At 69.4% G+C, this 14,799-nt stretch carries 19 protein-coding genes; 12 read left to right on the top strand and 7 right to left on the bottom strand.

Annotated elements, in window-relative coordinates; genetic code table 11:
• Positions 1-178 precede the first annotated feature (178 nt).
• On the bottom strand, positions 179-1,252 hold the full coding sequence (dapE, locus tag D0D37_RS31610) for a succinyl-diaminopimelate desuccinylase (RefSeq protein ID WP_116204254.1): 1,074 nt from the start codon (positions 1,250-1,252) through the stop codon (positions 179-181).
• Between the two features lie 42 nt (positions 1,253-1,294).
• Here dapE and D0D37_RS31605 point away from each other — a divergent pair, with 42 nt between their 5' ends.
• The 3 genes from D0D37_RS31605 to D0D37_RS31595 all read left to right on the top strand — a co-directional run bounded on the left by D0D37_RS31605 (position 1,295) and on the right by D0D37_RS31595 (position 3,801).
• On the top strand, positions 1,295-1,735 hold the full coding sequence (locus D0D37_RS31605; RefSeq protein ID WP_116204253.1) for a hypothetical protein: 441 nt from the start codon (positions 1,295-1,297) through the stop codon (positions 1,733-1,735).
• Between the two features lie 29 nt (positions 1,736-1,764).
• A complete protein-coding gene (dapD, locus tag D0D37_RS31600; protein WP_116204259.1) occupies positions 1,765-2,745 on the top strand; it encodes a 2,3,4,5-tetrahydropyridine-2,6-dicarboxylate N-succinyltransferase in 981 nt (326 codons plus the stop codon).
• A 99-nt stretch (positions 2,746-2,844) separates the two neighbouring features.
• Positions 2,845-3,801, top strand: coding sequence for a CHAD domain-containing protein (locus D0D37_RS31595; protein WP_116204252.1), 957 nt, complete (start codon positions 2,845-2,847; stop codon positions 3,799-3,801).
• Between the two features lie 32 nt (positions 3,802-3,833).
• Here D0D37_RS31595 and D0D37_RS31590 read toward each other — a convergent pair whose 3' ends face one another.
• A complete protein-coding gene (locus D0D37_RS31590) occupies positions 3,834-5,231 on the bottom strand; it encodes an FAD-dependent monooxygenase (protein WP_116204251.1) in 1,398 nt (465 codons plus the stop codon).
• Positions 5,232-5,318: 87 nt separating this feature from the next.
• Here D0D37_RS31590 and D0D37_RS31585 point away from each other — a divergent pair, with 87 nt between their 5' ends.
• The gene (locus tag D0D37_RS31585; RefSeq protein WP_116204250.1) at positions 5,319-5,939 is read left to right on the top strand and encodes a TetR/AcrR family transcriptional regulator; all 621 of its coding nucleotides are present in this window, start codon (positions 5,319-5,321) and stop codon (positions 5,937-5,939) included.
• 124 nt (positions 5,940-6,063) lie between these two features.
• Here D0D37_RS31585 and dapC read toward each other — a convergent pair whose 3' ends face one another.
• The 3 genes from dapC to D0D37_RS47165 form a co-directional block, all read right to left on the bottom strand.
• A complete protein-coding gene (gene dapC / locus D0D37_RS31580) occupies positions 6,064-7,149 on the bottom strand; it encodes a succinyldiaminopimelate transaminase (RefSeq protein ID WP_116204249.1) in 1,086 nt (361 codons plus the stop codon).
• On the bottom strand, positions 7,146-7,466 hold the full coding sequence (fdxA, locus tag D0D37_RS31575) for a ferredoxin (RefSeq protein ID WP_009072848.1): 321 nt from the start codon (positions 7,464-7,466) through the stop codon (positions 7,146-7,148). The genes dapC and fdxA overlap by 4 nt, the downstream gene beginning before the upstream one ends.
• Positions 7,467-7,586: 120 nt before the next feature.
• Positions 7,587-7,760: a hypothetical protein gene (locus D0D37_RS47165; protein WP_167493595.1), complete on the bottom strand. Its 174-nt coding sequence runs from the start codon at positions 7,758-7,760 to the stop codon at positions 7,587-7,589.
• A 46-nt stretch (positions 7,761-7,806) separates the two neighbouring features.
• Between D0D37_RS47165 and D0D37_RS31570 the strand changes: the two genes are divergently transcribed.
• The 8 genes from D0D37_RS31570 to D0D37_RS31535 all read left to right on the top strand — a co-directional run bounded on the left by D0D37_RS31570 (position 7,807) and on the right by D0D37_RS31535 (position 12,649).
• Positions 7,807-8,556 (top strand): GNAT family N-acetyltransferase, encoded by a 750-nt coding sequence (locus tag D0D37_RS31570; protein ID WP_162834560.1) that lies wholly within the window; start codon positions 7,807-7,809, stop codon positions 8,554-8,556.
• Positions 8,553-9,545, top strand: a complete 993-nt coding sequence (gene cofD, locus D0D37_RS31565; protein ID WP_116204247.1) for a 2-phospho-L-lactate transferase — start codon at positions 8,553-8,555, stop codon at positions 9,543-9,545. Before D0D37_RS31570 ends, cofD begins: the two co-directional genes overlap by 4 nt.
• On the top strand, positions 9,538-10,875 hold the full coding sequence (locus tag D0D37_RS31560; RefSeq protein WP_116204246.1) for a coenzyme F420-0:L-glutamate ligase: 1,338 nt from the start codon (positions 9,538-9,540) through the stop codon (positions 10,873-10,875). The genes cofD and D0D37_RS31560 overlap by 8 nt, the downstream gene beginning before the upstream one ends.
• On the top strand, positions 10,872-11,399 hold the full coding sequence (locus D0D37_RS31555) for an NUDIX hydrolase (RefSeq protein WP_116204245.1): 528 nt from the start codon (positions 10,872-10,874) through the stop codon (positions 11,397-11,399). Before D0D37_RS31560 ends, D0D37_RS31555 begins: the two co-directional genes overlap by 4 nt.
• Positions 11,400-11,408: 9 nt before the next feature.
• Positions 11,409-11,555 (top strand): resistance to Congo red protein, encoded by a 147-nt coding sequence (locus D0D37_RS31550; RefSeq protein ID WP_116204244.1) that lies wholly within the window; start codon positions 11,409-11,411, stop codon positions 11,553-11,555.
• Positions 11,552-11,905: a GntR family transcriptional regulator gene (locus D0D37_RS31545; RefSeq protein WP_116204243.1), complete on the top strand. Its 354-nt coding sequence runs from the start codon at positions 11,552-11,554 to the stop codon at positions 11,903-11,905. Before D0D37_RS31550 ends, D0D37_RS31545 begins: the two co-directional genes overlap by 4 nt.
• Before the next feature lie 55 nt (positions 11,906-11,960).
• Complete coding sequence (locus D0D37_RS31540) at positions 11,961-12,257, top strand: hypothetical protein (RefSeq protein ID WP_116204242.1); 297 nt, start codon at positions 11,961-11,963, stop codon at positions 12,255-12,257.
• A gap of 68 nt (positions 12,258-12,325) precedes the next feature.
• Positions 12,326-12,649: a hypothetical protein gene (locus D0D37_RS31535; RefSeq protein WP_208720241.1), complete on the top strand. Its 324-nt coding sequence runs from the start codon at positions 12,326-12,328 to the stop codon at positions 12,647-12,649.
• Positions 12,650-12,772: 123 nt separating this feature from the next.
• Here the strand turns inward: D0D37_RS31535 and D0D37_RS31530 are convergent, their stop codons facing one another.
• Together D0D37_RS31530 and manB are read right to left on the bottom strand one after the other, a co-directional pair.
• Complete coding sequence (locus D0D37_RS31530) at positions 12,773-13,666, bottom strand: DNA-3-methyladenine glycosylase family protein (RefSeq protein WP_116204241.1); 894 nt, start codon at positions 13,664-13,666, stop codon at positions 12,773-12,775.
• Positions 13,666-14,745 (bottom strand): mannose-1-phosphate guanylyltransferase, encoded by a 1,080-nt coding sequence (manB, locus tag D0D37_RS31525; RefSeq protein ID WP_116204240.1) that lies wholly within the window; start codon positions 14,743-14,745, stop codon positions 13,666-13,668. The genes D0D37_RS31530 and manB overlap by 1 nt, the downstream gene beginning before the upstream one ends.
• Between the last annotated feature and the right edge of the window lie 54 nt (positions 14,746-14,799).

Below are 14,799 nucleotides of genomic sequence, written 5' to 3'. Positions count from 1 at the left end.
GATGTGGATGAGAGACAGCCCCCAACCCCGATACGAAGCCTCCCTGCGGTTCGGGGGTGCTTGTCAAGGCATCTTTCCCGCCTTGACAAGCACCCCCGAACCGTCAGCACAATGGGCAACGGGGTGCCCCACGCAACCAACGAGGCGCAATGTCGCCGCCAGGCGACGAGCCGAGAACTCAGCTGAGGAACTTCCTCAAAACCGAAGCCACTTCCCGAATCTCCCCCACCCGAACATTCTCCTGCTGAGTATGAGCCAAAGTAGGATCCCCAGGCCCGAAATTCACCGCAGGCATCCCCAACGCGGCAAACCGAGCCACATCCGTCCACCCCAACTTAGCCGCAGCAGACCCCCCAGCCGCAGCAACAAGTTCCGCAGCAGCAGGAGCAGACAACCCAGGCAACGCCCCAGGCGACATATCCACCAACGTCACGTCAAACCCGTCAAACACCTCACGCACATGCGCCTCAGCCTCCCCCGCCCCACGATCCGGCGCAAACCGATGATTAACCGTCAAAACAGCAGCATCAGGCACTACATTCCCAGCCACCCCACCAGAAATAGCAGTAGCCTGCAGCCCTTCCCGATAAGTCAGCCCATCAATATCCACGACCCGAGCCGAATAAGAAGCCAACCGCCGCAACGGCTCCGCCAACGCATGAATCGCATTCGAACCCATCCAAGCCCGAGCAGTATGCGCCCGAGCCCCAGCCGTCCGAACCTCAACCCGCAAAGTCCCCTGGCACCCAGCCTCAATCACCCCGTTGGACGGCTCCCCCACAATAGCGAGATCGCCGACCAACCACTCCGGCAGTTCCCGCTCAATCCGCCCAAGCCCATTCCGAACAGCCTCAACCTCTTCATTGTCATAAAAAACAAACGTCACATCATGCCGAGGCTCCGGCAAAGTAGCGGCGAGATGCAAAAACACCGCATCCCCACCCTTCATGTCCACGGACCCCAACCCGTGCAACACAGCATCGTCCCCGACCCCAGAACGCCGAGAAGGCAAGTTGGAATTCTCCGGCACAGTATCCAAATGCCCGGCTAACACAACCCGCGTAGCCCGCCCCAAATGAGTCCGCGCCAAAACAGCATCCCCATTGCGCACAACCTCCAAATGCGGAGCCTGCTCCACCAACGCCGCCTGCACCGCATCGGCGAGCTTCCCCTCCTCCCCGGAGACGCTGAACACATCCACAAGGGCAGCAGTGAGCTCGGCCGGATCGGCGCGCAGGTCAAGGGAGGTCATACCGGCACGGTACCCAGCCAGCGCGGGGGCTACCGTGAGGACGTGCGCACGCGAAGCTCCCTGGTCGCTCTCGGCGTCCTCGCCCTCGTCCTCACCGGCTGCAGTACCGAGGCCGGGCCCAAGGCCCGTCCTGGCGCCGGCGATCCGGGTCCGGACGCCCTGCCGACCAAGCTCGACGCGCTGTCGGCCGACGCCTGCTTCACCGGCCCGCAGACGCAGCTGCCCAAGGGCTGTGAGAAATACGTCACCGAGGTCGGCAACACCGCCGGTTCGGTGCACAAGCTGGCGAAAGCGGGCAAGACGGTCAACCAGCCGCTCGACCGCGACGCGACGGCGCTCGACCAGGCGGTCGGTGCGTTCCGCCAGGCAGGCTGCACGACCGTCCCCACGCCGGGCGGGGCGTGCACGCAGGCGCTGGTCTCCATCTCGGCCGCGCTGACCGAGGCCAAGCAAAAGGTGAACCAACTGGCCACCACAGGTTGATCCGGCCCGCTTCGGCTACCGTGACCAGCGTGAGCGAGCAGACCCCTGACCCCGAAACGACCGGCGCCGTCGGCGTCGGGCTGGCCACCGTCACGTCCGACGGGACCGTGCTGGACACCTGGTACCCGCACCCGAAGCTGGTCGGCGCAGGCACCAGCGGCACCGAGCGGCTGACCGCGGAGCAGACCACCGAGCTGCTCGGCGAGTCCGCGGCCGCGCTGCTCGGCCCGGACACCGACCGCGGTGTCGAGGTCGTCGCGGTGCGCGTCACGATCGGCAGCCTGGCCACCGCGCCCGCCGACGCACACGACGTCTACCTGCGCTTGCACCTGCTGTCGCACCGGCTGGTCCGGCCGCACGGGCAGAGCCTCGACGGCATCTTCGGCCTGCTGGCCAACGTCGTGTGGACGAGCCACGGCCCGTGCCCGGTCGAGGGCTTCGAGCAGACCCGGCTGCGGCTGCGGTCGCGCGGCGCGGTCTCCGTGTACGGCGTGGACAAGTTCCCGCGGATGGTCGACTACGTGCTGCCGACCGGCGTCCGCATCGCCGACGCCGACCGCGTACGCCTCGGCGCGCACCTCGCGTCCGGCACCACCGTGATGCACGAGGGCTTCGTGAACTTCAACGCGGGCACCCTCGGCGCGTCGATGGTCGAAGGCCGCATCTCGGCGGGCGTGCTGGTCGGCGACGGCAGCGACGTCGGCGGCGGCGCGTCGATCATGGGCACGCTGTCCGGCGGCGGCACCGAGGTGATCTCGGTCGGCGAACGCTGCCTGATCGGCGCGAACGGCGGCGCGGGCATCTCCCTCGGCGACGACTCGGTGATCGAGGCCGGGCTGTACATCACCGCGGGCACCAAGGTCGAGGTCGACGGCAAGACGGTCAAAGCACGCGAGCTGTCCGGCATCTCCGGCGCGGTCTTCCGGCGCAACTCCGCGACCGGTGCGGTCGAGGTCGTGCCGCGCGGCGGTGTCGGCATCCAGCTGAACGAAGCACTGCACGCCAACTGATCCAGCGTTCGAGAGGGTGCGCTTCCCGCCGCGGGGAGCGCACCCTCTCGCTGTTTCGGCGGACTCCGATCCGATCGCTGTTCACCTACCATTAACCAGGTGACTTCCGAAGCGACCAGCCGCCGCACTCCGGAACCGACGACGCCGGCCGCACTCGGGCTCCCCGCCGAACCGGCGAAAGCGGGGCCCGAGGCCCCGGCGGCCGCGCACGTGCGCGCCAAACTCGACCACGAACTGCGCGAACTGCTGTCCCGCGAACCCGGCACCCGGGTCGGTGCAGATCCGGAGGAACTGCACCAGATGCGCGTCGCGCAACGGCGGATGCGCAGCGTACTGAAATCCTCCAGCGCGCTGGTCGGGGCCACCGTGGAACCAGTGCGCACCGACCTCGGCTGGCTAGGCCAGGTGCTGGGCGAGGTCCGCGACTACGACGTCCTGATCGGCCACCTGCGCGAGGTGATCGCCGACTTCGACGTCCGCGACCAGGCCGCCGGACGACGGCTCGTGTCCCGCTTCGTCTCCGAACGCACCACCGCCCGCCGCCGGCTGAACCGGGCGCTGTCCAGCCCGCGGTATGCGACCCTGCTGCAAGGCATCGCTCAGCTGTCCCGCACCGCCGAGCACGAGATCGACGAGACGCCGTCCGAGAAGCCCGGTCTGGCCGCCGACGTACGGAAGCCGTACCGAAAGCTCGCCCGCGCGGTCGCCGCCCTGCCGCCGAACCCGCCGGACGACGACCTGCACGCGCTGCGCATCCACGGCAAGAAACTGCGCTACACCGCCGAATTGGCCCGCTCGGCGGCGAAAAAGAAGCAGGCCGAAAAGCTGTCCGAACTGATCAAGGCGACCCGCAAATTCCAGACCGTCCTAGGCGATCACCAGGACGCGGTCTTCGCCGCGGAGAAGGTGCGCGGCGCACTGGCCAACGCGGATGCGGAGATCGGCTTCATCGCCGGGCGGATTGTCGAACACGAGCTGGCGAAGCGTGCGCGAGCCCGGGCTGCCTGGCTCGACGTATGGCACCGCATCGAGAAGGCCGAGCACGCGGTCTCGTGAGTGGCTATCCCGGTTAGAACCGCGATAGCCACTCACGAGACCGACCACACATACCCATCCGGCCGCACCAACACCCGCTTCCCCTGCGTGCCCTCATAAGCCGCATACGCATGCCCACCCACGTCGACGAATTCCCCCGTCGAACCCTTCGGCAAAATCCGATACGCCGGATGCTCCGTCCCCAGCGATCCCTCGCCGAACACCAGCTCTGTCGCATGTGGACCCCGGAACAACTCGAACAGCCGCACGCTCTTGCCATTCCCGTCGACAAGCGGCGCGTCCGGTGCCCGGTCCCCCGGCCGCAGCGCCCCCGTACCAACCGGTGACAGCGGTCCGCCCCGATAAGTCAGATCGAGCTGCTGCGTCTCCGGCCCACGTTCGTGCGCGTCGTCCGCACCCTCCTTGTATTTCTCCAGCAACGCGCTGCTCACCCCCAGCACCCGCGCCGCGACCGCGCGCCGTTCCGCCTCGTAGCTGTCCAGCAGCGCAGGCGATCCGTCGGCGAGCTTCCAGGCGAGGTTGTACGCGTCCTGCACGCCGGTGTTCAGCCCCTGTCCGCCCGTCGGCGGGTGCACGTGCGCGGCGTCACCAGCGAGGAACACCCGGCCCTGCCGGAAGGCTGCCGCCAGCCGGATATTCGGCCGCCACACCGTCGACCACGCCAGGTCGAGCAGCCGGACCCCGCCGCCGGACACCCGGTCCAGGTGGGCCTGCAACGCGCTCAGCGAGGCCTCCGCGTCGCCGTCGCCGAGCGGCGAGGAGAACTGGAAGTGCGGCGTCCCCGCGAGCGGCGTGAACGCGACGCCGGACATCGGCTCGTCCGCCGTCGCGAACCAGTACCCCGAGTCGTGGTCGAGCCCCTCCGCCGAGACGTCGCCCAGCAGCAGCCGGATCGACTCGTCAGTGGTCCCCTCGAAGGCGATCCCCAGCGCCTTGCGCACGAAGCTCTTCCCGCCGTCCGCGCCGACCAGGTACTCCGCCCGCACCGTCTCCCCCGTCGACAGCTCCGCGGTGATGCTCTCCTCGTCCTGCGTGAAGCCGGTTAGCGCGGTGTTCAGCTCCACCCGCACGCCGAACTCGGCCAGCCGGTCCCGCAGGATCCCCTCGGTCTGCGACTGGCCGAGGAACCAGGCAGTCGGATACGGCACCGACGGCGTCGGCTCGACCGGCTCGGCCATCCGCCGCACCATGGCGAACTTCCCGTCGAGGTACACCTTCATCGGATACGGCGGCGCACCCGCGGCGAGCACCGCGTCCAGCACGCCGAGATCCTCGAAAACCTCCATCGTGCGCGGCTGCAGCCCGTCGCCGCGCGAACCGGCGAAGTACTGCTCCGCCTTGTCCACGATCCGCACGCCGACCCCGCGCCGCGCCAGCTCGATCGCCAGCGTGAGCCCGGTCGGGCCCGCTCCCGCCACCAGCACCGTCATCTTCCTCGCCCCTTTCGGTGAACTTTGATTCAGTGAATCTGAATTCAGAATGCCCGCTGATAGCGTTCGCGTCAAGGGAGGTGCCGGATGACGGCGACGAGCCGCAAGGACAAAGCCGCCGAAACGGAAGCGGCGCTGAAGGAAGCGGCCAAGCGCGTGTTCGCGGCCAAGGGCTACCTGAACACGAAGATCACCGACATCACCAAGGAAGCGGGCCGCGCCGCGGGGTCGTTCTACAACCACTTCGCGAGCAAGGAAGAACTGCTGGTCGCGCTGCTGGCCGACCTGGCCGAGGACAGCGACCGGCAGGCCTTGGGCGACGACCACCTGGCCGACTTCAGCGATCCGGCCGCAGTCCGCTGGCACGTGCGGCAGTACTGGGACTTCTACCGCACCAACGCGCCCACGATGCTCGCGCTGCGCCAGGCGGCGATGGTGAACGACGACTTCGCGGCCACGTACGCGAACTTCGGCGCCACTCAGGCCTCAGACGTCGAGAGCCACCTCGAACACGTCACCGCGGCTGGCTTAAGGCTCCCGGCGAACACCCAGCTGACCATCGCGATGATGTACCAGCTGATCGACAACTTCGCGCAGATGTGGCTGCTGACCCCGCCCCCGGCGGGCTGGAACCAGCCGTCGGACGAGGAAGCGGTCGAGGCACTGACGCGGTTCGTCTACCGCGGCTTCACCGGCCGCGACTACTGAACCCGCGCACCCAATGCGACATCTTCTCAGCAGCACGCGGGCGCGCAGAGGTCCGTGAGGGGAACCCTGAGGGAATCAGAGTCCGTGAGGGTTCCCCTCACGGACCTCTCCGGGAGCGGAGCGCCTAGCCAGCGAGCCGCTCGGCGGCGGCCTCGATGCGCTCGTCCGTTGACGTCAGCGCGACCCGCACATGGTCGCGACCCGCAGGCCCGTAGAAGGTGCCCGGCGCGACCAAGATCCCACGCTCGGCAAGCCATTCCACAGTGGCCTGCGCGGATTCCCCACGCGTAGCCCAGAGATACAGCCCAGCCTCGGAGTACGTGATCTCAAACCCGCTGTCCTGCAACGCCTTCCGCAGCACCACCCGACGCGCACGATAGCGTTCGCGTTGCACGGCAAGGGCTTCGTCGTCGGTCAGCGCGGCCACCATCGCCTGCTGCACCGGCCGCGGCACGATCATGCCGGCGTGCTTGCGCACCTCCAGCAGTTTTTTCACCAGCGCAGGGTCGCCCGTCACGAACCCGGCGCGGTAGCTCGCGAGGTTCGCCGATTTGGACAGCGAATGCACCGCGAGCAGACCGTCCGTCTGTCCACCGTGGACGGACGGGTGCAGCACCGACAGCGGTTCCGCCTCCCAGCCGAGCGAGAGGTAGCACTCGTCGGACACCACGACGGTGCCGCGGTCGCGCGCCCACTCGACCACCTTGCGCAGGTGGTCGACGCCCAGCACGCGGCCGGTCGGGTTCGACGGCGAGTTCAGCCAGATCATCGCCGGGCGGCGCGGGCCGAGCTGGGTCAGCCCGTCCGCGCGCACCGCCTCGGCGCCCGCGAGCAGCGCGCCGACCTCGTACGTCGGGTACGCCAGCTCCGGGATGACCACCACGTCGCCCGGCCCGAAGCCGAGCAGCCGCGGCAACCAGGCCACGGCCTCTTTCGAACCGATCGTCGGCAGCACGGCGTCCGGTTCGACGCCAGTGATCCCGTACCGCCGCCGCAACGCCGTTACGGCCGCTTCGCGCAGCTCAGGCGTGCCGTGCGTGGTCGGGTAGCCGGGAATCTCCGACACCGACGCGAGCGCGGCGCGGATCGAGTCCGGCACCGGGTCGACGGGCGTGCCGACGGACAGGTCGACAATGCCCCCGGGATGCGCCTGCGCGCGGGCCTTGACCTCGGCGAGCGAATCCCAGGGGAAGTCGGGCAGCCGGGTCATTCGCCCTGCGGGGGCAGAGCCTTGATGAACCCCGGGTCGTGCGCGGTCTTGCCGACCTTGGAGGCGCCGCCGGGCGAGCCCAGCTCGTTGAAGAAGTCGACGTTCGCCTTGGTGTAGTCGGACCAGTTGTCCGGGACGTCGTCCTCGTAGTAGATGGCCTCGACCGGGCAGACCGGCTCGCAGGCGCCGCAGTCGACGCACTCGTCCGGGTGGATGTACAACATCCGCTCGCCCTCGTAGATGCAGTCCACGGGGCACTCGTCGATACACGCCTTGTCGAGCACGTCGACGCAGGGCTCGGCGATCACGTAGGTCACTGCGTACTCCTGGCTTCTCCTGCTGGGCCGGTCGGTGCGGACATTACGCGCTTCCCCGGCCCCCGGTGGTGGTTAGGCGACCCTTATCCCACCCCTGGAAACGGGGCGGATCCGTGCCGCTCAGCGGTCCCGGCGACGCGGTTTCGGCGCGTTCCGGGCATCGCCGGTAATCGTGAAGGCGGGGCCGGCGGGCTTGCCGCCCTCGCGTTTCTCTTCGAGAGTCCGCTTGAAGCCATCGGCGATCTCGTCGACAAGCTCGTCGTTGTGCCGGTCGTCCTTGCGCGCGTAGCTCATGGGTTCTCCTGCGGAACGGGACAGCTCTCTCCGTCACAATCTAACCGTGAACTCCCGGGAAAAGCTCGAAATCGTGTGCGCGAAAGCGTGGCCGGCGGTGGTCGAGGAGCCGCTCGGAGAATGGACTTTGCGCTGGGCTGACGGCTTCACCGGGCGCGCGAACAGCGCACTCGCTGTCGGCGACCCCGGCTGTCCGCTCCCGGACGCGCTCGAGGCGGTATGTGACTTCGCCCACGCCCGCGGCATTCCGCCCGCCGTCCAGGTGCTGGAAGGCAGCGATCTGGAGCGCGAGGTGGCCGCGGCGGGCTGGCGCGAGCAGGTCGAGCATGCCGCCGGGCACCGGGTGTCGGTACTGACCGGTCCGCTGCCGTCCGGGCCTTCACCGGACGCCGAGGTCCTCGACCAGGCGACGCCGGAATGGTGGGCGTTGGCCGAGAACACCACCGAGCCGAGTTCCGCCCAGTGGCACGTCGTGACCACCGGAAAGGTCGGCTACGGCGTGGTCCTGGCCGACGGGATCACCGCGGGCGCGGTGCGCGGCGCGATCGTGGACGAGTGGCTGCACGTCGCCCGTCTCGCTGTCGCACCGGAGTTTCGCCGCCGCGGCCTGGCCACGACGGTGCTGCACGCGCTCGCGGACTGGGGCCGCGCACACGGAGCCAACAAGTGGATCCTGCAGGTGGCGGTCGGCAACACCGGCGCACTCGCGTTGTATTCCGCGCTGGGCTGTTCGGAGCACCACAGGTACCGGTACTGGGGCCCGGCGCCGCGGACGTGCGAGGATCGCCAGTCGTGAAGATCGTCGTACTGGTTGGCGGGGTGGGCGGCGCCCGCTTCCTGCTCGGGGTCAAAACCGCACTCGGACTGCCCGCGATCGGCGCGGGCGAATCTCCGCACGAGATCACCGCGCTGGTGAACACCGGCGACGACGTGTGGATGCACGGCCTGCGCATCTGCCCGGATCTCGACACCTGCATGTACACCCTCGGCGGCGGCATCGACTCCGAACGCGGCTGGGGCCACGCGGGCGAGACCTGGACGGTCAAGGAGGAACTCGCCGCCTACGGCGCGGAGCCGACCTGGTTCGGGCTCGGCGACAAGGACATCGCGACCCACCTGATCCGCTCGCGGATGCTGCGCGCGGGCTATCCGCTGTCCCAGGTCACCGAGGCGCTGTGCGACCGCTGGCAGCCCGGCGTGCGGCTGCTGCCGATGTCGGACGACCGGGTCGAGACGCACGTCGTGATCGACGACCCGGAGCAGCCGGACCAGCAGAAGGCCGTGCACTTCCAGGAGTGGTGGGTCCGCTACCGGGCTGGTGTGCCCGCGCATTCGATCGTCGCGGTCGGCAACGACGAGGCCAAACCCGGCCCCGGCGTGCTGGCGGCGCTGGCCGAGGCGGACGTCGTGCTGTTCGCGCCGTCGAACCCGGTCGTGTCGGTCGGCACGACGCTCGGGGTGCCCGGGGTGCGCGACGCGCTGCGGAAATCCCCCGCGAAGGTCATCGGGGTGTCGCCGATCATCGGCGGGAAAGCGTTGCGCGGCATGGCCGACGCGTGTCTCACCGCGATCGGGGTGGAGACCTCGGCGGAAGCGGTCGGCCGCCATTACGGCGCGCGAACGGAGGGCGGCGTGCTCGACGGCTGGCTCGTCGCGCCGGAGGATCACGAGGTCACGGTGCCCGGCGTGGACGTGCGCGCGGTGCCGCTGCTGATGTCCGATGTGGACGCGACGGCGGACATGGTCCGCGCGGCGCTCGACCTGGCTGGAGTCTCTCTTGGCTGATCACGCTTCCCAGAAGATCGAGATCCTGCCTGTCCCGGGGTTGCCGGAGTTTCGTCCCGGCGACGACCTGACCGGCGCGATCGTGGCCGCCGCGCCGTGGCTGCGTTCCGGCGACGTGGTCGTGGTGACCAGCAAGGCTTTTTCGAAGATCGAGGGCAACCTCGTCCGCGTGCCAAGCGATCCCGAGGCACGCGACGCGGCCCGGCGCAAGCTGATCGAGGAAGAATCGGTGCGGGTGGTCGCTCGCATCGCCCGCACGCTGATCACCGAAAACCGGCTGGGCATCGTGCAGGCGGCGGCCGGGATCGACGCGTCGAACGTGCGCGGCGACGAGGTCGCACTGCTGCCCGCGGACCCCGATGGGTCGGCTTTGGCTCTGCGCAACGGTTTGCGGGAACGGCTGGGCGTCGAGGTGGCCGTGGTCGTCACCGACACTATGGGCCGGGCCTGGCGAGTCGGCCAGACGGACGCCGCGATCGGCGCGTCCGGCCTGCGCGTGCTGCACGGGTATGCCGGACAGATCGATTCGCAGGGCAACGAGTTGGCCGTTACGGAAATCGCGATCGCGGATGAGATCGCCGCCGCCGCGGATCTGGTGAAGGGCAAACTCGGCGGACTGCCAGTGGCAGTCGTGCGTGGACTGCAGATCCACGACGACGGTTCCAGCGCGCGCAACCTGATCCGCCCGATCGACGAAGACCTCTTTCGCTTAGGCACCAACGAATCCATCGCGCAGGGCCGCCGGGAAGCCGTGCCGCACCGACGTTCCGTGCGGCAATTCAGCGACGAACCGGTGGATCCCGAGGCAATGCGTCGTGCCGTGGCAGCCGCGCTCACCGCACCCGCGCCGCACCACACGCACCCGGTGCGATTCATCTGGCTGCGCGACGAAGGCCTCCGCCGCAAACTCCTCGACGCGATGCGGTCGTCCTGGGAAGCCGACCTGACCAGCGACGGCTTCACTCCCGAACAGATCGCGAAACGCTTGTCCCGCGGCGACATTCTCTATCGCGCGCCGGAACTGGTGATCCCGTTCCTGCTCCCCGAAGGCGCGCACACCTACCGCGACGACCGGCGAAACCGGCACGAGCGCACCATGTTCACCGTCGCCGCCGGCGCCGCAGTGCAGGGTCTGCTGGTCGCGCTGGCCGCCGAAGACCTCGGCTCGTGCTGGATCGGCTCGACCATCTTCGCCGCCGACCTGGTCCGGTCCACTTTGGACCTGGACGACCAGTGGCATCCGCTCGGCGCGGTCGCGATCGGGCACCCGGCCGAACCCGCTCCCCCGCGCGGACCGCTCACCACCGGCGATTGGCTGGTCGAACGATGACCCTGCACGAGTCCGCCGTCGCCGCGCTGACGGAATGGAAACCGTCGGCGCCAACGCAAGAGTCGCTGCGGCAAGCGTTTCTCGGTTTTCTGGCGTCGCGTTCGGACACTTGCCAGCGCTCCTGCGAGGCCGGGCACCTGACCGCGTCCGCGGTGGTCCTCGACTCGACCGGCACGCAGGTCCTGCTGACTCTGCACCCGCGCGTCGGCCGGTGGCTGCAACTCGGCGGGCACTGCGAACCGGCGGACGCGTCGCTGTCCGACGCCGCCCTGCGCGAGGCGACCGAGGAATCCGGCATGAGCGGCCTGGTGATCGGGGAAACGCCGGTGCACCTGGACGTCCACCCGATCACCTGCTCGCTCGGCGTCCCGACGCGGCATTTCGACGTCCGTTACGCGGTGCACGCGCCGCCCGGCGCGGAACCCGTGCGCAGCGAGGAATCCGACGACCTGCGCTGGTGGCCGGTCGACGCGCTGCCCGCGGGTTCGGAAGATCTGGCCGAACTGATCGCGGCGGCCCGTTAACCTGGACGCATGGACCTGGCGCGACCGCACCTGCACCATGGCGACACCGGTGTCGCCATCAGCGGATGGGTGGTGCTGATCGGCTTCGCGGTGGCGTTCGCGCTGCTGGCGCTGGGCATTGTGGTGAGTACCCGGAGGAAACGGCGGCAACGATGAGCATCAGCTACGACCCGGCTTCGTCCGTTCCGCCGTTCGAACAGGTCCGGACCTCGCTGGCGAACCAGATCAACGACGGAACCCTCGCGGTCGGCACGAAACTCCCGACAGTGCGCGGACTGGCCGCGGACCTGGGCATCGCGCCGAACACGGTGGCGCGCGCGTACCGCGAACTCGAGGAAGCCGGGCTGCTGGAAACCCGAGGCAGAGCAGGCACTTTCGTCGGCGCGACCGGCGACGAGACACTGTCGCGAGCCCAAGCCGCCGCGGCCTCGTACGCCGAGGTGATCCGGGGGCTGGGTTTGTCGGCGGAACAAGGCGTGGCGATCGCGGCGGCTGCCCTGCGCTGACCCCGGCGAGGAATTAGCATCTCGCCTTGTCCGTGCCCGACCCGATGGGAAACCCATGCTGAACTTCGTCCTGCCGGGCGCGCTGATCCTGCTGCTGGTGGTCGTACTGGTCTTGAAATTCACCGTGGGACGGCCAAAGCAGCCTCCGCAGGCCGGGCCGGGGCAGTATCCGGGACAACAGGGGCCGGGTGCGCCGTACGGGCAGCAGCCGCAGGGGCAGCAGTACCCGCCGCAGCCTGGTGCTCCGCAGCAGTTCCCGCCGCAGGGGCAGTACCCGCAGCCGGATGCGCAGCAGCAATACCCGCAGCAGCCCGGTCAGCAGTACCCGCCGCAGCAGCCCCCGCAGGGCTGATCCTTTCCGGTGCGCGAACCCGGCTGAGGGGCCTACGATGGACCCTCGCCCAGGGGAGGATCTTCATCGTGGCTCTGCAGCCTTGGCACCTCATCGTCTTGCTGCTGCTAGCGGGCCTGGTCGTCGCGATCGTGGTCGCGGTGCGGGCTTCGTCGCGGCGGAAGCAAGGGCCGCCACCGGGTTACTTCCCGCCGCAGCAGGGCTATCTGCCACCCGGCCAGAGCTACCCAGGCCAGCAGGGCTATCCCGCGCCCGGGCCGCAGCAGCCCGGCTATCCCGCACAGAACTACCCCGCCCAGCCCGGCTATCCGCCGCCCGGGCCGCAGTACCCGAACGCCCCGCAACCGCCCCGGCCAGGCACCCAGTACCCGCCGCAAGGCCCCGGTCAGTAGCCAGACTCAAGCTCCCCCAAAGCCCGGAGCCGCGCAAGCCGGGCGGGTACCCGCAGCGCTGACTTCGCTTCGTCCGCCAGCCCCGCAGCCGGAACCTCAGCCTCCGCGCCACCCGCGCTGGCCTCACATCGCCCGATAATCCCGCAACTCAATCCGCGGCCCAAACCTCGGTTTCCTAGCCCCAGCCGCCCCCAGATACCGGATCGCGCGCTGCCGTTGCGGGGCATACGGCGCGAGCACCTCCGCCATCTCCTCGTCGTCGATCTTCCGCCCGAGCAGCGTGTGCCCGACCATCGCCGGGATGTTGTAGTCGCCGAAGCTGACCGCGTCCGGGTCGCCCCACGCGCGCTGGGCGATCTCCGCCGCCGTCCACACGCCGATGCCCCGCACCTTCCGCAGCCACGCGCGCCCCTCGGCCCCGCGCAGCCGCACCGCTTCCTCCAAGCGCGGAGCCACCCGGGCGGCTTCGAGCAAAGCCGTGCGGCGCTTCAGGTCCACGCCGATCTTGTGCCAATTCCAGTCCACAATGGACCGAATCGCGACCGGATCCGGCGGCACCCGAAGGAAATCCGGTCCCGGCCCGGGAGCGCGCGTGCCGAACCACCGGCACAGCTCCGCCCACGACCGGATCGCTTCCTTGCCGCTCACCTTCTGTTCCAGGATCGCCAGCACCAGCTCGTCCCACACCCGCCCGGTCGAGCCGAGCCGCAGCCCGGGCGCGTTGCGGCGTCCTTCGGCGATCACGCCGTGGTGCGCGACGAATCCGGTGGCGTCATCGTCCGCGCCCAACAACGCGGGTACGCCCTCGAGCAGGAAATCCGCGCCGTCGCCCCAAGCTTCGGCCTCGACGACCCCGTCCGGCCGGTGCAGCAGCGCCAGCGTTCCCTTGCCGCCGGGCGTGTTCGCGGCCAGCCACCAGACGCCGCGGTCGCGCCGGAAGTTCAGCGAGCCGCGCCCACGGCTCAGCGGACCCAGCACCTGCGCCAGGTCCACAGGAAACCCCGGACGCCACTCCATCACGCGTCGCTCGAAAACCGGATGCCGCCGTCCGGCACCGAAACTCCGGGCCAGATCCGGACGCCGTCGAGCAGTTCGCAACCGGCCCCCACCGTCGCGCCGTCGCCGAGCACCACGCCGCGCAGCACCGCGCCCTCTCCGACCTGCGCTCCGCGGCCCAGCACCGAATTCTCCACAATCGCGTCCGAACCGATCACCGCGTCGTCGAACACCACCGAGCCGGACACCTTCGCGTCCTTCCCGACGACGGCTCGCGCACCGATCGTCGTGCCGTCGGTGAGCTTCGCTCCGGTAAAGATGGAAGCCGCGTCCAGCACGAGGGAATCGCCGGTCGGCCCGGCCAGCGCCGAGGTCGGAGCGACGCCGCGAACCAGATCGGCGCTGCCGCGGACAAACGCTTCCGGGGTGCCGACGTCGAGCCAGTACGAAGAGTCGACAAATCCGTGCAGATGCGCGCCGTTCTCGAGAAGGCCGGGGAAGGTCTCGCGCTCCACCGACACCCGCCGCCCGGTCGGAATGGTCTCGATCACCGGACGGCGGAAGACGTAGCAGCCGGCGTTGATCTGGTCCGTCGGCGGGTTCGGCGTCTTCTCCAGGAAAGCGGTGACGCGCCCGTCGGAGTCGGTCGGCACCGAACCGAACCGGCTCGGGTCGGAGACGCGCTGCAGATGAAGGGTGACGTCCGCCCCGGAATCGAGGTGGGTGCGCAGCTGGGCGTGCAGGTCGGCACCGGAGAGGATGTCGCCGTTGAAGACGATCGCGTGGTCGGCGCGCAGCCGGTCGTAGACGTTGCGGATGGCGCCGCCGGTGTCGAGCGGCTCGTCCTCCACGACGTACTCAAGCTCAAGGCCGTGCGCGGACCCGTCGCCGAAGTACTCCTCGAACACCTCGGCCCGGTACGACGTGCCGAGCACCACGTGCCGGATCCCGGCCGCGCGGATGCGGGAGAACAGGTGGCTCAGGTAGGGCGTGCCCGCCGTCGGCAGCATCGGCTTCGGCGCGGACAGCGTGAGCGGGCGCAGCCGCGTGCCCTGGCCGCCGACCAGTACGACGGCGTCGACCTCGACCTCGGACGTCACAGAAATCTCCTTTGTATCACGCACCGCTGAGCGACAAGCCGCGGGAAACGTGGG

This window comes from Amycolatopsis circi (assembly GCF_003385235.1).
GTDB classification, from domain to species: domain Bacteria; phylum Actinomycetota; class Actinomycetes; order Mycobacteriales; family Pseudonocardiaceae; genus Amycolatopsis; species Amycolatopsis circi.
The sequence above is the reverse complement of the archived record's forward strand: the minus strand, read 5'-3'. Positions and strand labels throughout refer to the sequence as shown.